This is a genomic window from Euryhalocaulis caribicus (assembly GCF_000412185.1).
Lineage (GTDB): Bacteria > Pseudomonadota > Alphaproteobacteria > Caulobacterales > Maricaulaceae > Euryhalocaulis > Euryhalocaulis caribicus.
The window spans coordinates 165,285-185,437 of sequence record NZ_ASJA01000005.1 but is presented as its reverse complement, the minus strand read 5'-3'; the positions used below and the strand labels follow the sequence as shown (position 1 = coordinate 185,437).

The 20,153-nt window shown below is 64.5% G+C and carries 18 protein-coding genes; 4 read left to right on the top strand and 14 right to left on the bottom strand.

The window, feature by feature from the left end; genetic code table 11:
• Window positions 1-261 precede the first annotated feature (261 nt).
• Window positions 262-915, top strand: coding sequence for a TonB-dependent receptor plug domain-containing protein (locus L338_RS17925; RefSeq protein WP_152485828.1), 654 nt, complete (start codon window positions 262-264; stop codon window positions 913-915).
• Window positions 916-1,030: 115 nt separating this feature from the next.
• The gene (locus L338_RS06120; protein ID WP_241762237.1) at window positions 1,031-2,587 is read left to right on the top strand and encodes a TonB-dependent receptor; all 1,557 of its coding nucleotides are present in this window, start codon (window positions 1,031-1,033) and stop codon (window positions 2,585-2,587) included.
• A 458-nt stretch (window positions 2,588-3,045) separates the two neighbouring features.
• Here L338_RS06120 and L338_RS06115 read toward each other — a convergent pair whose 3' ends face one another.
• The 7 genes from L338_RS06115 to L338_RS06085 form a co-directional block, all read right to left on the bottom strand.
• Entirely contained in the window at window positions 3,046-3,579 is a 534-nt protein-coding gene (locus L338_RS06115) for a nuclear transport factor 2 family protein (protein WP_022697488.1), read from the bottom strand.
• On the bottom strand, window positions 3,576-5,081 hold the full coding sequence (locus L338_RS06110) for a carotenoid oxygenase family protein (protein ID WP_022697487.1): 1,506 nt from the start codon (window positions 5,079-5,081) through the stop codon (window positions 3,576-3,578). The genes L338_RS06115 and L338_RS06110 overlap by 4 nt, the downstream gene beginning before the upstream one ends.
• A gap of 27 nt (window positions 5,082-5,108) precedes the next feature.
• The gene (locus L338_RS06105) at window positions 5,109-5,849 is read right to left on the bottom strand and encodes an SDR family oxidoreductase (protein WP_022697486.1); all 741 of its coding nucleotides are present in this window, start codon (window positions 5,847-5,849) and stop codon (window positions 5,109-5,111) included.
• A 9-nt stretch (window positions 5,850-5,858) separates the two neighbouring features.
• Window positions 5,859-6,398 carry a nuclear transport factor 2 family protein gene (locus L338_RS06100; protein ID WP_022697485.1) on the bottom strand — a complete coding sequence of 180 codons (540 nt, stop codon included), beginning with the start codon at window positions 6,396-6,398 and terminating at the stop codon, window positions 5,859-5,861.
• A 3-nt stretch (window positions 6,399-6,401) separates the two neighbouring features.
• Window positions 6,402-6,830 carry a nuclear transport factor 2 family protein gene (locus tag L338_RS06095; RefSeq protein ID WP_022697484.1) on the bottom strand — a complete coding sequence of 143 codons (429 nt, stop codon included), beginning with the start codon at window positions 6,828-6,830 and terminating at the stop codon, window positions 6,402-6,404.
• Between the two features lie 30 nt (window positions 6,831-6,860).
• Window positions 6,861-7,916 carry an NAD(P)H-dependent amine dehydrogenase family protein gene (locus L338_RS06090; protein WP_022697483.1) on the bottom strand — a complete coding sequence of 352 codons (1,056 nt, stop codon included), beginning with the start codon at window positions 7,914-7,916 and terminating at the stop codon, window positions 6,861-6,863.
• A gap of 148 nt (window positions 7,917-8,064) precedes the next feature.
• Entirely contained in the window at window positions 8,065-9,039 is a 975-nt protein-coding gene (locus L338_RS06085) for a winged helix-turn-helix transcriptional regulator (protein WP_022697482.1), read from the bottom strand.
• Window positions 9,040-9,255: 216 nt separating this feature from the next.
• Between L338_RS06085 and L338_RS06080 the strand changes: the two genes are divergently transcribed.
• Window positions 9,256-10,452 (top strand): acetyl-CoA C-acyltransferase, encoded by a 1,197-nt coding sequence (locus L338_RS06080; protein WP_022697481.1) that lies wholly within the window; start codon window positions 9,256-9,258, stop codon window positions 10,450-10,452.
• Here L338_RS06080 and L338_RS06075 read toward each other — a convergent pair.
• Genes L338_RS06075 through L338_RS06065 form a run of 3 tightly spaced genes read right to left on the bottom strand, consistent with a single transcriptional unit; the run spans window position 10,449 to window position 14,193 of the window.
• Window positions 10,449-11,762, bottom strand: a complete 1,314-nt coding sequence (locus L338_RS06075; protein ID WP_022697480.1) for a spinster family MFS transporter — start codon at window positions 11,760-11,762, stop codon at window positions 10,449-10,451. The two genes, L338_RS06080 and L338_RS06075, sit on opposite strands and share 4 nt — an antisense overlap.
• Window positions 11,759-12,736: an SDR family NAD(P)-dependent oxidoreductase gene (locus L338_RS06070; protein ID WP_022697479.1), complete on the bottom strand. Its 978-nt coding sequence runs from the start codon at window positions 12,734-12,736 to the stop codon at window positions 11,759-11,761. Before L338_RS06070 ends, L338_RS06075 begins: the two co-directional genes overlap by 4 nt.
• Complete coding sequence (locus L338_RS06065) at window positions 12,733-14,193, bottom strand: carotenoid oxygenase family protein (RefSeq protein WP_022697478.1); 1,461 nt, start codon at window positions 14,191-14,193, stop codon at window positions 12,733-12,735. The genes L338_RS06070 and L338_RS06065 overlap by 4 nt, the downstream gene beginning before the upstream one ends.
• A 191-nt stretch (window positions 14,194-14,384) precedes the next feature.
• On the opposite strand from L338_RS06065, the gene L338_RS06060 reads away from it, so the two are divergent.
• A complete protein-coding gene (locus L338_RS06060; RefSeq protein WP_022697477.1) occupies window positions 14,385-15,941 on the top strand; it encodes an amidohydrolase family protein in 1,557 nt (518 codons plus the stop codon).
• Here the strand turns inward: L338_RS06060 and bla are convergent.
• The 4 genes from bla to L338_RS06040 are packed head-to-tail and all read right to left on the bottom strand — an operon-like array spanning window position 15,938 to window position 20,153.
• Window positions 15,938-16,945, bottom strand: a complete 1,008-nt coding sequence (gene bla, locus L338_RS06055) for a class A beta-lactamase (protein WP_022697476.1) — start codon at window positions 16,943-16,945, stop codon at window positions 15,938-15,940. The genes L338_RS06060 and bla overlap by 4 nt on opposite strands.
• 18 nt (window positions 16,946-16,963) lie before the next feature.
• A complete protein-coding gene (locus L338_RS06050) occupies window positions 16,964-18,097 on the bottom strand; it encodes a YkvI family membrane protein (protein ID WP_022697475.1) in 1,134 nt (377 codons plus the stop codon).
• Window positions 18,094-19,116 carry an N-acetyltransferase DgcN family protein gene (locus L338_RS06045; protein WP_022697474.1) on the bottom strand — a complete coding sequence of 341 codons (1,023 nt, stop codon included), beginning with the start codon at window positions 19,114-19,116 and terminating at the stop codon, window positions 18,094-18,096. The genes L338_RS06050 and L338_RS06045 overlap by 4 nt, the downstream gene beginning before the upstream one ends.
• Window positions 19,113-20,153 (bottom strand): dipeptide epimerase, encoded by a 1,041-nt coding sequence (locus L338_RS06040; RefSeq protein WP_206740795.1) that lies wholly within the window; start codon window positions 20,151-20,153, stop codon window positions 19,113-19,115. Before L338_RS06040 ends, L338_RS06045 begins: the two co-directional genes overlap by 4 nt.

Here is a 20,153-nt window from a genome sequence, read left to right as displayed (position 1 = left end):
CAATAAAGTTGCCGTTAGGGTAAGAGGAAACCGTTGAACCGCAGCGATTTCAACCCTCGGGCGACGCTTTGCTTCGTGCATCCTTGCCACACCCCGCCCCTATCCTTGGGGCTTTTGACTTTTTCACTTGCATTTCCAAACCCTCTCTGATGACAATTGATTGACGCCGAGTCAGTGACTCGGCGCATCAATAACGCCGGGCCGGGCAAAACCGGCCAAGCCGCGGCAGTTACGCGGCCCGGCAACGGGGAGGAAAAATTCATGCGTTCCAGCATCACGCCGTCTCTCATTGCGCTTGCCGCCGCCCTGGCCGCCGCGCCGTCCGCCGCCATGGCGCAGGACCAGGGCCCGCCCGCCCAGGACCAGGCGCAATCAGGCTTCGCGCTGGACGAAATCATGGTCACCGCGCAACGCCGCGAAACCGGCCTTCAGAACACCTCCGTCGCCGTCGCCGCCGTGACCGGCGAAAATCTGGAGAACGACAATATCCAGTCCTATGAGGATCTGGCGCGCAGCGTCGCCTCGCTGTCCTTCACCGCGCTGACCCCGCTGGACAACGAATACAATATCCGCGGCATCACCAATACGCGCCTCGACTCGCCCTCGGCCGACCAGTCGATCGGCATTTTCATCCACAATGTCTATGTCGGCCGTTCCGGCCTTCTGAACACCGATTTCTTCGATATCGAGCGCGTCGGTCATTCGCGGGCCGCAAGGCGTGCTGCTGGGCCGCAACGTCGTCGGCGGCGCCATTTCCGTCATCACGCGCGAGCCGGAGTTCGAACCCGGCGGCGCGATCCGCGTCGGCTACGGCAATTACAGCTCCAAATTCATTTCCGGCCACTGGACCGGCCCGATCACCGACACGCTGGCGACGCGCCTCTCCGTCCAGTACCGCGACCGCGACGGCTATAACGAAGACATCCTCCACGGCCGCGACCTCGACGACCTGAAATCGGCGCAGTTCCGCGGCCAGCTCCTCTGGGAGTCTGACCAGAGCGACGCCCGCGCCCGTCTCGTCTTCGACTATATGAATGACGAATCCAACGGCTTCCATTCGGTTGGCCTGGACGACCCGAACCTGCCGGGCCAGGGACCGTGGAGCGCCACCCGCGCCCTGATCGACAGCGTGCGGGAGGGCGGTCTGGACCTGCGCGAAGGCCTGCCCGAACACCCGACCTACAAGGGCGATCTGGACCCCACCTCGCAAGGGCTGGAGCGCGAGGCCTTCGGCGTGACGCTGGGCATCGACGTTCCGGTCGCCAATAACAACGCGACCCTGTCCAGCATCACCGGCTATCGCGACGGCGAAGCCCACAATATCTACAGTCAGACCGGCCTTGGCCCGGACAGCCCGTTCGGCGTCGCCAGTCCGCTCACCTTCGAATTCCCGGTGAACGAGAAGGAGGCCATCGTTCAGTTCAGCCAGGAGCTCCGCCTGACATCGTCGCTGGGCGACAGCCCGTTCGACTGGATCGCGGGCGTGTATTTCCAGCACGACGACGTGAAGAAATACGACAAGTTCTGGGTGGAAAACCTTCTGGGCCTGCCGACGCTGAACGGCGAATCCCACTGGGACAACAAGGCGAACACCACCTCCTACGCCGCCTTCGGACAGGTGGGCTACACCTTCAACGACATGTTCCGCATCGTCGGCGGCCTGCGCTATTCGCACGACAAGAAGGAAGGCACGGTCACCGGCACCGCCGTCGAAACCGGCGACAAGTTCAACCCGGATGACCCGGTCGCGGCCACGCCGCTCGCCGCCACCTTCCTGGAGGGCGAGTCCTTCACCGCCGATTATGACGACAGCTGGTCGGAGCTGACCCCGCAGATCACGGCGGAGATCACCCCGACCGAGGACCTCTTCCTCTATCTCACCTATTCGCGCGGCTATAAGGGCGGCGGGTTCGAGGACGACCCGGCCAACGCCATCGCGGCCCAGACCTCCTACGACCCGGAAACGGTCAATAACTTCGAGGCCGGCGCCAAGTGGGACTTCTTTGACGGACGCGCGCGCCTGAACCTCGCGGGCTTCTTCATGGAGTACAAGGACCTGCAGGTCACCCAGACCGATGACGGGTGCCTGTGCAACATCACCGACAACGCCGCCGACGCCGAAATCCTCGGCTTCGAGGGCGAGTTCCAGCTGCAGGCGACCGAAAACCTCTTCCTGTTCGGCGCGGTGACCGTGCTCGACACCGAATATCTGGAGTTCATCGACTCCAACGGTCTCGACGCCTCCGGCAACAAGCTGCAGCGCACCCCGGAATACCAGTATAATATCGGGGCGGAGCTGACGCTGGACGCCGGCCAGTGGCGCGATGCGCTTACCGCCCGCGTGACCTACGCCCATCAGGGCGAGCTGTTCTGGTCGCCTGAAAACATTCAGAAAGAGGAAGCCTACGGCCTCCTGAACGCCAACCTCACCCTGTCTCCGCCGGATCAGCCCTGGGGCGTGTCCGTCTGGGGCCGCAACCTCACCGACGAGTTCCACCGCGTGAACCTCATTCCGTTCCTCGGCGACGAAATGTCCCGCCTCGGCGCCCCGCGCACCTATGGCGTGGAGCTGAGCTACCAGTTCTAGCGAACAGATCCGTAAAAGGATCTTTTGCGGGGGGACGACCGCAGGCCGCCAACGGCCTGCGGTCTTTTCTTTTGCGGGGAAGTTTCGCGGAGTTTGCCGGGAAGTTTGTGCTTTCTGGACCTCGCCTTCGAGACGCTGCTCCGCAGCTCCTCAGGCTAAGGTTTGGGGATTGAAAGCATTAATGGTCTAACCCCCGCTCCCATCACCCTCACCCTGAGGAGCCGCGCCAGAGCGCGGCGTCTCGAAGGGCCGTCACAAAGGCAACGCGCGCTCGCTATCACCCGGAGGATGACGGTGGAGGCTGGCGGTGGGCGAAAGAGAAAAACCCTCGCCCCTTAAGAAGGGGAGAGGGTAATGAAGTCCCAAAGGCCGCAAGGGCTTTGGATGACGGAATGGGAGAGGGGTGGTCAGGCGGCTACACGCAATCCTGCCAGCCCCCCGTAAAAGAAAAAAACCGCCTAAAACCGCGTATAGGTCAGGTCTTGTCCGTCGCGGCCCCACATATTCATCTTGGGGTCTTCGGGGTCGAACACCCCCAAGCACCAGCCCTCGGCGGAGGGCGCGTCGCGGTTCCAGTCGAAGGTCATCTTGCGGTGGGCGATCTTCCACTTGCCGTCGCGCTTTTCGAACTTGTCGAACAGCCGCCCGCCGGTCAGCGTGTCATAGGGTTCGCCGTCCTTTTCGAACCGCGCAAAGGTCAGGACATAGGTCTCGACGAAGGCGGTATCGCCGTCCCGCTCCACATGCGTGTTGCAGATATAGTGCGCCATCGGGTGCGGGTTCTTCTTCATCCGCGCCACCGCGCCGTCGATATAGGGGTGCGCCGGGCCGGCATAGGTGCTGCCGTGCTCTTCCTGCGCGTCCGCGTGATAGCAGCTTTTCAGCAGCTCGCCGTCCGCCCGGTCGATGCCGCGCGCATAGCGGGCCAGCACGTCGCGGATGTCTTCCTTGGCCAGCAGGTCTTCGGTCGTGTTCGGGGCGTCCAGGCTCATGCCGCCATCTCCCCGGCCGTGATGCCCAGCCGCGATTGCGTCTCGCGCAGGCGCGGGCCGTCAGCCCAGGTGGCGTGCGTGCCGCTGGAAATCCGGCGCGGCAGGATGATCCGGCACACCGGGCCATCCTCGATATTCTTGGCGTCGATCAGCACGCATTCCGAGCGGTTCTCGTTCATGTCGGTGATGAAGCTGACCAGATAGCCGTCATCCTCGTCCTGCGCATTCTGGCGCGGGGCGAACGGCGCCTCGCTGCCGAAGCGGTTGTCGCCAAAGCTTACGGACTGGGACTGGCCGGTCTCGAAATCATGCTTGACCACGCCGTCGAACAGGAACCAGCCCGGCTTGGTGGTGGTGGAATAGAGATAGCGTCCCTTGGTCCCGCCAATGTCCTGATTGAAGGAGCCGAACTCCAGAATGCGGTCGTCCAGATGCTCTTCCTTCGTCTCGCCCGTCTTCAGGTTGAAGCGCCAGCGATGAAGTTTCGGACGGAAGGAATGCTCGTCCAGGAACGCCATCATCTGCCCCAGCTCCGGGTGCATGTGCTCCAGCGGCTGCGGCTGCGGCTCCTCCTGGAAATAGCCGTCCAGGATAATCTCGTCGCCCTCCTCATAGGCGTTCATCCAGTGCAGCACATAGGTCGGGTCCGCCTCGAACCACTTGATGTCCTCCGGCTGGCCGTGGCGCGGGATGATCGCAAAGCGCGTCGGCAGATCGCGGAAGAAGCGGCTGGCGTGAAAACCCTTGGCCAGCGCGTCCGGGTCCCAGAACAGCGGCAGGTCGGCCAGGATGGAATAGTTTTCCGTATAGGCCATGTCATGCGGCAGGCGCGGCCCCGGCAGCTCGATCGGCACGTAGTGCGTCAGCTGGTTATCCTTGTCCACGACGCCGTAATGCATGTACGGCGCTTCCTTGGAGTAGTTGAAAAACATCAACTCCCCCGTCCGCTCGTCCACTTTGGGATGCGCCGAAATGCCATAATCGGACGGCACCCAGCTTTCGGGACCGGACTGATCCAGCGTGTACGGGTCCAGCCGGTAACCGTCGCCGCACTGATAGAAGGTGCTCAGCACCCGGCCGGCATGGACCACTACGTCGGTGGAGGACGAATCCTTCAGCCGGCCCTGCGCGCCCCAGCCTTCGCGCTTGGATTTTTTCGGGTTCTCGGCGATGCCGGCCCAGATGGCCCCGCCTTCCTTCATTTCCTCCTCGAACGCCTTGGTGCGGACGAAGCGGTTGCGGTAGAAGGCCTTGCCATCGCGGAACGACATGATGTGGATCATGCCATCGCCGTCGAACGGGTGATACGTGCCGATCGGCTTGTGGATCGGGTTTTCCGTGTTCCGCACATAGACCCCGTCAATGTCCTTCGGGATCTCGCCGATGACTTCCATGTCATGGGCGTCATATTCGTCGAAATTCGGCGTCCAGGCCCCGGTCATATAGGGGTGGTCGGTCGGCTCCAGCGTATGGGGCACGGTATTGATGAGGTGCGCAGTCATAATTCGCGTCCTGACCTCTCGTCTCGATTAGGAATTCAGCCGTTCGGCCATGTCGCGCTCCAGACCCTTGGGATCGCGGGCCAGCGCGGCGCGTATGGCGACGGCGTGTGGATCGGTGTCGTGCTCGTCAATGCCGGCGGCGATGGCTTGCAGCCCGGCTTTGGCGATGTCTTCCGGCGGCGTCTTGTGCCGCGTGACGTGGGAGGCCATGCGCGTATCCACGGCCCCGACGATCAGCGCGGTCACCTGCGTGCCCTGCGGCATCAGCTCGGCCCGGATGGAATTGGAGGCCGCCCGCGCGGCGAATTTGGACGGGCTGTATCCGCCCATGTCCGGCACGGCGATGATCCCGCCCGCGGACAGGACATTGATGATCGCCCCGCCGCCATTGGCGCCCAGCGTCTTCGCAAAGGCCCGGCACATGGCGACCAGACCGAAGAAATTGACTTCCATCTCCTGCCGAAGGCCGGACATGTCCTCCGCCCCGATCAGCCGCTTGTGCGCATAGGCGCCGGCATTGTTCACAAGGATGGAAACATCGGTGCAGCGCTCGGCCGCCGCGGCCACTTCGTCCGCGTTCGAAACATCCAGCTGGATGGGGACGATGCGGTCGTCCCCGCCCGCCGCCTCTTCCGCGTCGGACAGCTTGCGCGCGGCCAGATAGACCTTGGCGGCGCCCGCCTCCAGCATCTCGCGGACAAAGGCGTTTCCGATGCCGCGATTGCCGCCGGTGACCAGCCCCACAGCCCCTTTCACATTCATGCCCATGGCGGAACCCTAGCCTCCCATCTCGTAGAGAATGTCGTTCGGCTTCTTGCCGCCCCGGACAAGCGCGGACGGGTCGGGCGCGGTCTGGCCGCGGCTCCAGGTTTCCTTGGTCTCCATCTCGTGGCCCCATTCCCAGCACATGCGGCGATGGGCGATGGCCCATTTGCCGTCGCGCTTTTCGAACTTGTCGACGGCGCGGCAGCAGGAAAGATGGTCGAACGGCTCGCCATTTTCCTCGCGCCGGGAGAAGGCCAGGAAATAGCATTCGGTCAGCGCCTTGTCGGGGCCTTCCAGCTCGATGGCGATATTGGTGATCAGGTGCGTCATGCGCGGGGCGGTCGGGAAGACCTCCCGCAGCATGGCGACATATTCCTCGCCCGTGCCCAGGAACGTGCCGCCATGATCCTCGATCGCGCCGGGATGATAGGCGGCGGCGATCAGGTCCGCATCGCCGCGGTCGGCGCCGCGGCAATAGCTGACCAGCACTTCGTTGATGGCCTGCTTGTCCAGCAGCGCCTGAATCTCGGGATCGCGTTTCGTCTCGCTCATGACTTACACCGCCGGCTTGTCGAGAAGGGCTTTCGCGTAGTCCGGCAGTTCGTCATCGCCGGACATGTCGGCGACGCCGCGGTCGAAATAGTCGCGCCAGCTGCAGATCTTGTCGCCGCGGAATTCGTAGATGCCCATATAGGGCACCGCCACATGACCGCCTTCGGCCAGGTCAAACTCGTCCACGCCCTCGACCAGAAGCTGGTCGCCTTTTTCGGCGTAGTTGAAGATGCGCCAGTTCGGATTGCGAACCTTGGCCTTGTAGGCGTCCAGGAATTCCCTCGCCCCGTCCTTGCCGTGCTTGGGCGGCTTGGTGACGGCGGAATAGTGCCACTCGATATCGTCGGTCAGGAATTCCAGGACCGCGTCGATGTCCTGCGTCTCCCGCCACACATCGGTGAGGCGTTTCAGAATCTCGATTTTTTGACCCATCGTTTTTCTCCTCCCCAGGAGTTTTCTTCTTTATTTGAAGTGTTTGTGGTGCAGCGTGATCCCCGGCGCTTCCACGACGCCCGGCGGGGCGGCGCAGACCAGCGGAATGGAATTGAGCACGGAGCCCGCCACGCCGAACTGCTCGGCATGGGTGCGGGCCTGGATATGATCCGGCTTGGTCATGTCCAGACGGATGCGGATATCCGGCACGCCCGAAATCTCGACCTTCCACAGGCTCTCGTCCGGGTTCTGCAGGTGCGTGTCGTCCATCATCCAGTCGATGGCCAGCGTCACCAGCGTCTTGCCCTCCGACACGCCCAGCCAGCGCCAGCCGGTGTGGCTGACCGTTCCCGCCGGAATCGTGCCGGCCGCGGTGGGGACGTCCGTCTCGGCGGCGAACATCTCGTGCGCGGTCTGAACACGATCCAGCGGGCGGCCAAGGCGGTGCACCATCTGGGCGACCACCTCGGTGAACATGACATTGAGCATCTGCGCCGGCGGCCAGTCCGGATCGTTGGGATCCACCGCGCCCGGCGTGGAGCCGAAACCCAGCACGTCGAAAATATATTCCGGACTGGGAATGGAATTGCAGAGCACGGTCTCGCTGACCTTCACATGGTCAAGCTGCGTGCAGAGGCCGGTGGCCGCGGCCGCCATCTTTTCCATCGCCCACCCCGGGTTCAGGCCCGCGCCCAGCAGGCTGGTCCCGCCCTCCTTGCAGGCGTCCTCGAACGCCTTGAAGTGGCCCCCGCCCCAGTGCTGCGGCCAGGTATGGCCGTTGATGGATATGACATTCTTGCCCGACGCCAGAAGGCGCTGGATGTCGCCGTCATGGCTGCCGGCCGGCGGCGTGATGCGCGGCGCATGGATCACCACGTCGGCGTCCAGCTTCAGAATATCCTCGATATCCATCACGGCCTTGACGCCCGTGGGATCGCGGCGGGCGATATCGCCCGCATCCGCGCCAACCTTTTTCGGGTTGTAGACTTTCAGCCCGACCAGCTCGAGATCGGGATGATCGATGACGCCGCGCAGACAGGTCTTGCCCATCGCGCCCGTCGCCCACTGGATAACGCGATAGCCCATCAGCGCGCGCCGTCCCCGCCCCCGGCCGCGTTTCCGCGGGCGCAGGCGTCATAATTCGTATCTGTGTAAACCACCATCGGCCCGAGATTAACGACTCGGGTTCGATAATGAAAGTGACTTTTCTGACGCGTGCCGATGCGCCCCGGCTTCAGGACGCCTCGCGGATCGACTCATCTGCGTCGTCGCTGGCCCCGGCGGCTTCCTCGACCGTGAACTCGACATCCTTCGGATCGATCGGCTCGCCACAGGCCGAGCATGTCACTTCGGTCTGAAGTTCGTTGCCGCACGGACGATGCTGAAGGATCAGCGGCGGGCCTTCCGGCGCGGCGTACCAGGAATCGCCCCACTGCATCAGCATGAGCAGGACCGGATAATAATCGATGCCCTTCTCGGTCAGCCGGTACTCGAAACGCTGCGGCGAGGTGGAATAGGCATGCGGCTCCAGCACGTCCATATTGACCAGCCAGGACAGGCGCTCGGACAGGATATTGGTCGCGATGGCCGTATCCTTGCGGATCTCGTCGAACTTGCGCAGACCGGTGAAGACCGAGCGCAGGATCAGGCTGGACCAGCGATCGCCCGTAAGCTGCGCCACTTCATCCATCAGCGTCGTGCGCGCTTCCGATCCGCCCAGATCACGCTGCCGGCGGCGGCGGCTATAGGTGGCCGCCATCCAGCCCACGCCCGGACCTTCTTCCCAGTCCACGTCGCGGGCCACGACTTCGCCGTGGCAGGATTTGCAGCTGGGCGTCGGGTCGAACAGGTTTCCGCAGGTCTTGTGGCGCAGCACGATATTGATCTTGCCGTCGCGATTGCCCCAGCGGCGCTCCCACCGCAGCATCATCAGCGAGGTCCAGTAGAGCGCCCGGCCCTTCTGGGTCACCCGGTATTCGTAGCGCTTGGGCGAGTCCGAATACGGAACCTTCTTGAAGACCTTGGCCGCGACCAGTTGTTTCAGGCGGCTGGAAAGCAGCGCCTTCAGCAAGCCTGTCCGGCGGCGGAAATCGTCGAAGCGCCGCGCGCCCAGCCAGCTTGATTCGATAATCAGCAGCGTCGGCGTATCGCCCACCGTCTCCAGCGCGCGCCAGATGGAACAGGTACGGATGAATTTCTTTTCGGCCACGTAAAGCCTTTCGAATCGCTTGAGGGCCAGCGGGACTCAAACCCGCTTCGTTTATTAAACCCGCTAAAGCGAAAATTCAAAAGCCCGCATCGTCTGTGAGGGGAAAATATCCCCGCAAACCCCGTTTTTACGGAGATAGAAAGATTGACAAAGCCTCGCCCGGCGCAAACGGTATGGTATTGCAAGTGATGAAACAGGCTTGGGGGAGCGCGGCCTATGTCAGCCTTTATTTTCGACGCCATACGGACGCCGCGGGGCCAGGCCAAGGAGGGCGGCGCGCTGAATTCGGTGAAGCCGGTCGACCTTGTCGGCGGTTTGCTGAAGGCGCTTCCCGAACGCGCCGGGGCGAACCCCGAAACCATCGAGGAAGTTTTCCTGGGCTGTGTCACCCAGACCGGCGAACAGGGCGGCAATATCGCCAAGACGGCGCTGCTGCGCGCGGGCTGGCCCGAAGCCATTCCGGCCATGGCGGTCAATCGTTATTGCGCCTCCGCGCTGGATGCGTGCGTGACGGCGGCCAACGCCGTGGAAGCGGGCCAGGCGGCGCTGGCGCTGGGCGGAGGCGTGGAGAGCATGTCCCGTGTCGCCATCCTGTCCGATCAGGGGCCGTATTACGCGGATCGCGAAATCGCGGTCCAGACCAAATTCGTGCCGATGGGCGAAGCGGCAGATTACATCGCCACGCTGGAAGGCGTCAGCCGTGAAGAGGCGGACGCCTACGCCATCCAGTCGCAGCAGCGCGCCGCGCGGGCCCGCGATGACGGCCGCTTCAGGAGCATTATCCCCGTCCAGACGCCCGAGGGGAAAACGGTCGAACACGATCAGGCGATCCGGGGCAGCCTGACGGTGGAGAAACTGGGGACGCTGCCGCCGATCTTTCAGGAGCTGGGCGAGAAATGGGCCGATGCCTATTTCCTTGAAGCCTATCCGCAATTCGACGCCGTAAACCACATCCATCACGTCGGCAATTCCCCGGGCATGGTGGACGGCGCTTCGCTTGTGCTGATCGGATCCGAAGCGGCGGGGAAAGCCGGCGGCTTGACGCCGCGGGCGCGGATCGTGGCCAGCGCCTCGGCCGCCGCCGACTCCCTGACCGCTCTGACCGGCGGAACGCACGCGGCCCGAAAGGTCATGGAACGGGCCGGGCTGACCATGGACGATATCGATCTGGTCGAGGTGAACGAGGCGTTCGCTGCGCCAACCCTGTGCTTCATCCGCGATATCGGCGCTTCGCCCGAACAGGTGAACGTCAATGGCGGCGCCATTGCGCTGGGCCACCCGATGGGCGCCACGGGCGGCATGCTGATCGGCATGCTGATAGACGAGCTGGAGCGTCAGAATCTCAAGCGCGGCCTGGTCGCCATATCCGGCGCCGCCGGCGTTGGCACCGCCATGGTAATCGAACGCGTCTAGAGATCCTGATCGGGCGCGGCGGCCAGTTCCTCAGTGATCGTGCGCGACGCCATCCAGTAGATAAACGCCGCCACGACAAAGCCCAGCGTCGTCAGGGCCAGCGACAGGCGCAGCCCTTCCGCCGGGCCGTGGGCGGCCAGCATCAGATCGCTGAGGATGCCCGCCACCAGCGGCCCCATGCCCGCCCCGCCGATATTGACGATCAGCAGGAACAGCGCCACGGCGAAGGCCCGCAGGCGCACCGGCGCCAGATTCTGGATGGAGGCGAAAACCGGGCCGGCATATAGCCCGGCGAGAATATAGCCCGCGGCCAGCCACAGGAACGAGGCCAGGCTGGTCTCCGCATAAATCGCCAGCATGATCAGCGGGAAGGCCAGAAGGAATCCGGCCGCCGGTATCCACATATAGTAACGCGAATCCTTCGGCCCGAACCGGTCGCCCAGCTGTCCGCCGATGAAGATGCCCGCCGCCATGCCGCCGCCGATGATGAAGCCCAGCGGCGTGGTGATCTGCAGGAAGCCGATTTCGTGCACGCGGACATAGAAATCCACTACCCATGTCGCCAGCGCGAAGGCCGACATGGAGGCGATGGCCGAGGCGACAGACAGCAGCACGTAGGATTTCAGGGAAAGCAGCAGCTTGATGCTTTCCATGAAGGGCGGCGCGGCCTCCAGCCCGCTGGCCGAGGCGCCGCGCGGCGGCTCCTTTACCGTCAGTTTCAGAATAACGGCCAGCAGCAGGCCCGGCAGGCCCACCGCCACGAATGTCCAGCGCCAGCCCAGGGCATTGGCCAGCACCCCGCCGGCGAGGAAGGCGAACATGACGCCCAGCGGTATGCCCATGGAAAACACGGCCAGCGCCGTAGAGCGGCGCTTGCGCGAGAAATAATCGGAGATCAGCGAGTGCGATGGCGGCGCGCAGCCCGCCTCCCCGATGCCCACGGCAAAGCGCGCGGCGGCCAGCTGTATGAAGTTCGCGGCCAGGCCGGACATCGCGGTGAAAACGCTCCACAAAGTCAGGGATATGGTGACGATATTCACCCGGTTGCGGCGGTCCGCCAGACGCGCAATGGGCAGGCCCAGAATCGAGTAGAGCAGCGCGAAGGCCAGCCCCTTGAGAAGCCCGAGCTGGGTGTCGGAAACGCCCAGATCGGCCTTGATGGCCGGCGACAGGATGGCGATGACCTGCCGGTCGATGAAATTGAAAATATAGACCAGCAGCAAAAGCAGCAGGACATAGTTCCGGTACCAGGGCTTGAAGCCCGCGCCGGGATGGGTTTCCGCCGCTTCCTGCGGAGTGTCCGCGCTCACGAAGCCGCCGCGCGGCTGGCGCCGGCCTTGGCCAGATCCTCGTCCAGACGCTCCAGCAGCCGCTCCGGCGTGATCGCCGGGGTGCGCGTGCGGTCATAAACATGCGCACCGCGCATCTTGCGGTCGAACCAGACCGTGTCCGGTTCGGTCGGCGGGCGGTTGGCGGCCAGCCAGATAATGGTGTCCGCGCCTTCCGCCTCGTTGCGAAGGACCAGTTGCAGATTCTTGCGGAATTTCGGCATGGAGCCTTTGACCCCGCCCGTATCGGCCCAGCCCGGATGCATGGCGTAGGAAGAAACGCCGCCCTCCGTCGGATCGTCATCCCAGTGATCGGTCAGGGTCAGCTGGGCGCGCTTGTGCGTGGCGTACGCGAAAACGCCGGAGAATTTCTCCTCCGGGCGGTCGAGCATCGCCTCGTTCAGCGGCGCGTTATAGAGGCCGCCGGAGGTGACATTGATGATCGCCGCTTTCTCTGTCAGGGCGCGGCCCGCCAGCAGTTTCTCGGTCAGCAGGAAATGGCCCAGAACATTGGTTGCGTAGGACGTCTCGAATCCTTCCGGCGTCTTCGCATACTGGCGCGCCAGTATGCCGACATTATTGACCAGAACGTCGATTTTCCGCCCGTCCCGCGCCAGGGCGTCGGCCATCGGCCCGACCTCGCCCATTACGGACAGGTCGCAGCGGACGGTCTCGATAGCCCCCTTCGCATCGGCAGGCAGTTCGGCCTTCAGCGCGGCGAGCTTTTCCTCGCTCCGCGCCACGGCGATCACATGCGCGCCCCGCTCCGCCGCGCCCAGCGTCGCGGCGCGCCCGATGCCCCCGCTGGCGCCGGTAACCACCCAGGTCTGGCCGGAGAAGTCCGCCTTGACCGGCTGGAAGGCCAGCCCGCGCAGCCAGAAGCCGGTGCGCGAGAAGGTGGGCAGGAAACGGCCATAGAAATTGACCAGCTTGGCGAACCCGGTGAGCCCGCTCATGCCGCCGCCCCGCTGGCGTCCATCCAGCAGGCATGGAAGCCGACCGGGATTCGTTGCGGGATTTCCGCGCGGGCGATCGGGCCGTCCGAAACATTCTCGGGATCGAAGATGTGAAGCTCCGTCCTGCCGCCCTCATTATGGTCGGAGACGAAATTCATCACATAGCCGTCCGTTTCGTGCTTCGCGCCGATGCGCGGCGCGAACACCGGCTCCGAGCCATAGACGCCCGCGCCATAGTGATATCCGTCGCGCTTGTTGGTCTCGGCGTCGAAATGCACCAGGCCGCCAAGGCGCAGCGTTTCGCCCTGCGGGATATAGCCGTGCCAGGAATGGCGCGTCTTTTGGCCCTGATACGTCTGGTTGATCGTCGGGAACTCGATGAACTGGTCGTCCACCGCGTGCTCGCGCGTCTCGCCCGTCTTCATGTTGAAGCGATAGCGGTAATGCTGGGCGTCCATGTTCGCCCAGGCGACCAGCGCGGCGTAAGGCCCGCCGCGGATCTTGCTTTCGTCCGGCGCCGGGGTGCGCATGCGGCAGACGTCGAGGACCACCTCGTCGCCCTCCTCCCAGCAATTGATGACGTGATAGATATAGGCCGGGTCCGCCTCGAACCATTTGATGTCGGCATTCCCGCCATGGCGCGGCAGGATGGCGAAGCGGGACGGCATGTCCTCGTGGAACTCGACCTTGTGGATGTCGCGCTCCAGCAGGCTCTCGTTCCAGAACAGCGGCAGATCCATCAGCACCGAATATGTCGGCGTGATCGCCATGTCGTGCGGCAGGCGCGGCCCGGGCAATTCGATATCGGTGAAATGCGCCAGCTTCCCGTCCGCGTCCAGCACGCCATAGGTCATGTAGGGCGCGGTGACATTGTAATCGAAGAACATGAATTCGCCGGTCGAAAGATCGGTGCGCGAATGCGCCGAGACCTGGCGGATTTTCAGACCCTCCACGTCCATCGGGCCTTCGGTTTCCAGCGTGGCGGCGTCGATGATGTAGGGCACGCCGCACTGGTAATAGGTGGTCAGCAGGCGGCCGTTATGCGGGACGATGTCGGTATTGGCCGCATCCTTCAGCCAGTGGTGCGAACCCCAGCCCCTTGGCAAATCGCGGTCCGGCATTTCCATCAGGCCCGGCCAGATCGACTTGCCCTCGCGGCGCTCCGCCTCAAACCCTTCGGTGCGGATCCAGCGATTGCGGTAGGTCACCTTGCCATCGGCCAGCGTGGCGCTGTGCAGCATGCCGTCGCCGTCGAACAGGTGATAGCGGCCGCGCGGCTGGAAGCGCGGGTTCGGCCCGTTGCGCACATAGGTCCCGGCAATGTCCGCCGGCATGTCGCCCGTGGTCTTCAGGTCGCCCGCCTCGATTTCCCGTTCGACCGGCGCGTAGCCGCCCTCCAGCAACGGATTGCCTTCGGAATCGATATTGATGTCGGTCTGGCTGAGTATGTTGGTCATAGGAGGATCCTTGCGCCGGGCGCGAAACTTTACTTGCATAACCATACTTTTGTGAGCGGCGGATTCAAGCATGGAAACGCGAACGCCCATGTTCTCGCCAGCGCAAAAAATCGCAAGCCCCGACATTGCCGCGACCCTTCAGGCACGATATTTTCTTTTTAGAAAATTATTCTACTCGGGGAGAATTTATCATGAAACGAACATTCGCTCTGGCCGCGGCGGCCAGCGCCCTTCTGGGCGGCGCCGCCATGGCGCAGGACGCGTCATACGATCTGGTGATCGAGAATGGCCGCCTGATCGATCCGGCCAGCGGCACGGACGGGGTTCGCAGCATCGGCATCAGCGACGGCAAGGTGGCCGAGATTTCCGAAGGCGCGCTGGACGGCGAACGGGTGATCGACGCCACGGGCCGCATTGTCGCCCCGGGTTTTATCGACCTACACGGCCACGGCCAGTCCATCCCGGCCGGACGCATGCAGGCGCTGGACGGCGTGACCACGACGCTGGAGCTGGAAGCCGGCATCCTGCCGATCAATGATTTCTATGACAGCGCGGGCGCCGAAGGCCGGCCAATCAATTATGGCAGCGCCGTCAGCTGGGCGCACGCCCGCATCGCCACGATCGAGGAGGACGAACCTTCCGCCGACGTCGACTGGTTCTTCTCCCACTTCAAGGATCCGGACTGGCAGGAAGATGTCGCCACGGACGAAGAGCTGGAAGAAATTCTGGGCCGGGTGAGCGAGGGTCTGGACCAGGGCGGTCTGGGCGTCGGCATACTGGTTGGCTATGCGCCGGGATCGGGCCGCAAGGAATATTATGCGGTCAACGAACTGGCCGCCGAGCGCGGCGTCCCCACCTGGACCCATGCCCGCTTCCTCAGCACGACCGAGCCCGACAGCTCCTTCGAGGGGTATGAGGAAATGGTGGCCGTGGCCGCCGCGACCGGCGCGCACATGCATATCAGCCACCTCAACTCCATCAGCCTGACCGATATCAACGCCATCGCCGACATGATCTCCGGCGCGCAGGACAATGGCGTCAACATTACGGTCGAAGCCTATCCCTATGGCGCGGGCGCGACCGGCATCGGCGCGGCGATGTTCCGCGGCGAAGGCTGGCGGGACCGCATGGGCGGCATCGACTATTCCGCCTTCACCGTGAACGGCGAGCCGCTGGACAAGGCGCGCTTTGATGATCTGCAGGCCAATGCGCCGGGCACGGGCATCATCGTCCATTTCCTGAATCCGGACGAGAACGAGGCCGATCAGGGCTATCTGGACCGCTCGATCCTGTATCCGGGCGGGGCCATCGCCTCCGACGGCGGCGACTGGGAAACCGAAGACGGCATGGTTACGGGCCAGACGTGGCCGATCCCGGAAGAGGCGCAATCGCATCCGCGCAGCGCCGGCACGTTCAGCCGCTTCCTGCGCATCTATGTGCGCGAGCGCGGCGTGATCGACTGGCCGGAAGCCATTGCCAAGACCAGCTATTATCCGGCGAAAATCCTGGAGACATCGGTCCCGCAAATGCGCACGCGCGGCCGTATTCAGCCGGGCGCGGACGCCGATATCGTGGTCTTCGATCCGGAAACGGTGGCCGACAAGGCGACCTTCGCCAAGCCGGCGCAGGCCTCTGTGGGCTATGACTATGTGCTGGTCGGCGGTGTGCCGGTCGTGGATGGCGGCGAAATGAACACCGCCGTCCTGCCCGGCGTCGCAATCCGCGGCACGGTCGCCAGTCAGGACTAGTTGAACAGGAAATAGTCGTAGGCGGTGCGGGCGATCTCGGCGATCGTCCGCTCCCGCGCTTCCGCCGGGGCCGGGCTGGCCTTGACGAAGACCGCGATCACCACCTGACGCCCGCCGGGCAGGGTCATGACGCCGACATCGTTCACCGTGCCGCCGACCGTTCCGGTCTTGTGCGCCACCGTAACGCCTTCCGGCAGCAGGCCTTTCAGCCGCCCCTCGCCAGTGCGGCACCGCTCCATCACCCCGACAAGAAATTCCGTGCTGTCCGCGCCCAGCGCCTCGCCCTGCACGATCCGGGTCAGCAGGTCGGCCATCGCGTCCGGCGTGGAGGTGTCCTTCGGGTCGTTATAGAAGGCTTCGCGCGGCGTCAGGCCGTCATCGAAAAAGCCCGGATCCTCGGCCAGGGCGGCGGCGGCCGTCTGGGCCAGCGGCCCCTCCGGCAACTGGAAGAAATCGCGCAGCAAGCCGGCGGTGTCCCGGTCCACGCGCTGGCCTTCGACGCCAATGGACGCCAGCCAGCCGGTCACCGCCGCCGGCCCGCCCGCCAGTTCGGTCAGAACATCCGTGGCGGTATTGTCGCTCTGGGTCAGCATCAGCTCCATCAGGTTCGCGACAGACAGGGAAACGCCCGGATGGATGAAGCGGTCGGCGATGATTTCCGACGGCACATGCATGTCCGGGTCGACCGTGACCATCTGTTCCAGCGTCAGCTCGCCTGAGTCCACCTGCTCCAGAATGGCCCCGGCCACCGCGATCTTGAACGTGCTGGCCATCGGGAACGCCTCATCGGCGTTCAGCCCGAACGCCGCGCCGCTGGAGAGATCGCGGATGGAGACGCCGACGACGCCGTCCAGATTCCCGGCGATACGCGCCAGATGATGCTCCAGGCTCCGGTCCCGCGCCTCCGCCGCCGGGGCCTGAGCCGCCATGGCCTCATGGGCGGGCGCGCCCGCGCCGAGCGCAGCGGCGATCAGCGCGGCGTATAACAGGTTTCTGGCGGCCATGACGGCTCCCCTTCTTTTTCAGGAGTTTGCGGAATCTTGCACCGGGCTTGCGGCTTTCCCACGCTTCGACCAGCGCCACAGCTTCCACACGCCCAGCGTCAGAAGCGGCAGCACATAGGTCAGCAGGATCATGTAGGCGAGCGCCCGGTAGCCCTTGGCGATCAGATCGATCAGGCCAAAACGCTGCGCAAGGAACATCGCGAACACTACGATCACCGCGGCGATGGCCAGCCGCGCGCCATGCCCCAGCGGCCGCCTGGTGACGCCGTCGATCCGCTCGTTCACCGCATGCACGGCGCTGACGCTGGTTTCCAGCAGGGCCACGAAGATCATGAACTGGAAAGCGATCTGGAAAACCGGGGAGCCCAGCCGCTCCAGGATATAGTTGGAGGGCAGCGCCTCCCCGCCGATCTGCGGGTAGAAAGCCAGCATGCAGAGGAAGAAGAGTATGGCCGGCAGCATGGCCAGCGGCCCGGCCAGCAGGCCCGCCGTGACGGCGTCGCGATTGCTGGTCAGGTGGCGCAGGATCGGCAGGATGATGACCGCGCCGACGATATTATATCCCGCATAGGTCAGACCGCCGGAGAACCAGGCGCCGTTTATCGCTGCGCCGTTCAGCGTGTCGATGATGTCGCCGCCGAACTGGCTGAAGCTCATCGCCACGAAGATCACATAGACCGAATAGAGGAAGATCGAGGCGTATTTGAACAATCGCTCGATCGTGTCCGTGCCGAGCGCGGCAAAGAACAGGATGCCGGCGGCGAGGAAGACGGACCCGGCCCAGAGCGGCAGACCGAACACCGCCGCCCCGATCTCCCCGGCCGCGGCCCCGAAGACGGACAGGATCAGGAACAGGAAACAGACATAGGCAAATTCGAACGCCGGCCAGAACGGCCCCAGGAGGTGACGAAAGAAGACCCGGTAGTCGTCCGAATGGGTGGCCCGCGCGAACAGGAAAGTGACCGCGCAGACCAGGCTCCACACGCCCATCGCCAGAAGAAGGCCCAGCAGCCCGCCCGCCGGACCGGCGGGGAAGAAGAACTCCGCCAGCTCCCGCCCCGTGGCGTAGCCCCCGCCGATGACGACCGCCTTGAAGGCGAGCCCCGGCAACAGGAAACGCTGGAAGAGGCTGGGACCGGCGGCGTTGCTCATGGGTTAAGGCAGGAATCGACCAGCCGGGCGAACGCCGCCCCGCCCCGGATCGGATCGGCGCAGGGCAGGCCCGTGCGCTCCGAATATTCGGCGATGGCTTTCGCCGCCGCTTCATCGTCCAGGCTTGCGGTGTTCAGGCTTATCCCGGCGCAGCGCGCTTCGCGGTTCACCCGGCGTGCGTGATAGAGATTGATCTCGATCGTCTCCTCGACAGAAGGCAGCGGATAGGTCTCGCCCATGCCCAGAACATGGTCGCGCCCGATCTGGTGACAGACAACCAGAACATCGGGCTGACTGCCATGCAGCAGGCCCAGCGACACCCCGGCATAGGCCGGATGGAACAGCGATCCCTGGCCTTCCACGATGTCCCAGTGATCGGGCGCGGCGTCCGGGCTGAGCACTTCGGCCGCCCCGGCCAGGAAATCAGCAACCACTGAATCCATCGGTATGCCGCCGCCCGCGATGATCACGCCGGTCTGGCCCGTGGCGCGGAAATCGGTCGCCACGCCCCGTTTCCGGAACGCCTCCGCGATGGCGAGCGCGGTGTATTTCTTGCCCAGCGCGCAATCGGTCCCGACGGTCAGCAGGCGTTTCCCGGCGCGCTTTTTGCCGTTGGCGATGGGCAGGCCCGCGGGCGGCCGGCGCACATCGATCAGGCGGCGGCCCAGCCGTTCGGCGGTTTCCTTCAGCGCCGGCACGCCGGCCAGCGGCGCGTGCATGCCGCTGATGATGTCCAGCCCGGCCTCCAGCGCCTCGACCAGCGGCGCGACCCAGCCATTATTCAGCCCCCCGCCCATCGGGGCGACCCCGATGACAACGGCCCGCGCGCCTTTTTCATAGGCTTCGGCGGGGCTCAGCACAGGCAGGCCCAGCGTGAAATCGCCCTTGGGCAGACCATATTCGCCCACGCACTGGTCCGGCGCCCAGTCACGCAGGCCGGCCGCCGTCTTGGCGTAGGCGACCTCCGTCACATCGCCGAGGAAGACCAGATAGGGCTGGGGCAAATCAAGCGGCGTCATGGGGCAGTCCCTGGTGTTGGGGTTTGGGAGGACGGACCGCCCCAGACGCCTGGCGGGCATTCCACATACCCGTTTTCGTAAACGACGCCGGGGTCGCGGTCAGCGGCCAGAAGCCACGGACCGTCCAGATCGACGACATCGCAAAGCTGTCCGACAAGGAAAGACGGAGCGGCGGACCATGACGTGCCCATCATGTTGCCAACCATCACGTCCAGGCCCAGCCGCCGCGCCTCGCGCGCCATGGCCAGGCCTTCGGTCAGGCCGCCGCACTTGTCCAGCTTGATATTGATGACATCAAAAAGCGATTTCAGCGGCGCGATATCGGCCAGCGTCAGCGCGCTTTCATCGGCCGCCAGCGGCATGGGCGCATCCAGCCCGGCCAGCGATTCCTCGTCACCCCGCCGGCAGGGCTGCTCGACCAGCGCGACATCATTTTCGACCATATGCGGGATCAATTTTTCCAGAGACGCGCGGTCAAAGCCCTGATTGCCGTCCACGCCCAGCCAGACATCCGGGCGCGCCTTGCGCACCGCGCTCACGCGGGCCGCATCGGCGCCGTCGCCGGTGAGTTTCAGCTTCAGGGCGCGGGCATAGGGGATTTCCGCCGCGCGTTTGCCCATCACGTCCGGCTCGTCCGCGCCCAGCGTGAAGGTTGTCAGCAGCGGTTTTGGCTCCTCCAGACCGGCCAGTTTCCAGACCGGGGTTCCGGATTTTTTCGCTTCCAGCTCCCACATCGCGCAGTCCAGCGCATTGCGCGCGCCGCCCGCCGGGACGCGCGCCTGCAATGCTTCGCGCGTCAGACCCGCCTCGATCTCGGGCCGCAATTCTTCCAGCTGCGACACGATCCCCTCGGGCGTGTCGTCCAGATAGAAAACGCCGCAGGCCTCCCCCCGGGCCGTGAAACCACCCTGCCGCAGCGTCACCACGACAAGGGGAATCTCGTGAAAGGTGAAGCCGGTAATGCGGAAGGGCGATTTCATCGGCCAGGTTTCAAGCGAAACCTCCATGGCCAGCGCGCCGCCGGTGTCGTGAGCCAA

What these genes read in the sequence shown, in the direction of transcription:
- L338_RS17925 (WP_152485828.1), top strand. Translation starts at nt 262, where the DNA reads ATGCGTTCCAGCATCACGCCGTCTCTCATTGCGCTTGCCGCCGCCCTG.
- L338_RS06120 (WP_241762237.1), top strand. Translation starts at nt 1,031, where the DNA reads ATGAATGACGAATCCAACGGCTTCCATTCGGTTGGCCTGGACGACCCG.
- L338_RS06115 (WP_022697488.1), bottom strand. Translation starts at nt 3,579, where the DNA reads ATGAGCCTGGACGCCCCGAACACGACCGAAGACCTGCTGGCCAAGGAA.
- L338_RS06110 (WP_022697487.1), bottom strand. Translation starts at nt 5,081, where the DNA reads ATGACTGCGCACCTCATCAATACCGTGCCCCATACGCTGGAGCCGACC.
- L338_RS06105 (WP_022697486.1), bottom strand. Translation starts at nt 5,849, where the DNA reads ATGGGCATGAATGTGAAAGGGGCTGTGGGGCTGGTCACCGGCGGCAAT.
- L338_RS06100 (WP_022697485.1), bottom strand. Translation starts at nt 6,398, where the DNA reads ATGAGCGAGACGAAACGCGATCCCGAGATTCAGGCGCTGCTGGACAAG.
- L338_RS06095 (WP_022697484.1), bottom strand. Translation starts at nt 6,830, where the DNA reads ATGGGTCAAAAAATCGAGATTCTGAAACGCCTCACCGATGTGTGGCGG.
- L338_RS06090 (WP_022697483.1), bottom strand. Translation starts at nt 7,916, where the DNA reads ATGGGCTATCGCGTTATCCAGTGGGCGACGGGCGCGATGGGCAAGACC.
- L338_RS06080 (WP_022697481.1), top strand. Translation starts at nt 9,256, where the DNA reads ATGTCAGCCTTTATTTTCGACGCCATACGGACGCCGCGGGGCCAGGCC.
- L338_RS06070 (WP_022697479.1), bottom strand. Translation starts at nt 12,736, where the DNA reads ATGAGCGGGCTCACCGGGTTCGCCAAGCTGGTCAATTTCTATGGCCGT.
- L338_RS06065 (WP_022697478.1), bottom strand. Translation starts at nt 14,193, where the DNA reads ATGACCAACATACTCAGCCAGACCGACATCAATATCGATTCCGAAGGC.
- L338_RS06060 (WP_022697477.1), top strand. Translation starts at nt 14,385, where the DNA reads ATGAAACGAACATTCGCTCTGGCCGCGGCGGCCAGCGCCCTTCTGGGC.
- bla (WP_022697476.1), bottom strand. Translation starts at nt 16,945, where the DNA reads ATGGCCGCCAGAAACCTGTTATACGCCGCGCTGATCGCCGCTGCGCTC.
- L338_RS06050 (WP_022697475.1), bottom strand. Translation starts at nt 18,097, where the DNA reads ATGAGCAACGCCGCCGGTCCCAGCCTCTTCCAGCGTTTCCTGTTGCCG.
- L338_RS06045 (WP_022697474.1), bottom strand. Translation starts at nt 19,116, where the DNA reads ATGACGCCGCTTGATTTGCCCCAGCCCTATCTGGTCTTCCTCGGCGAT.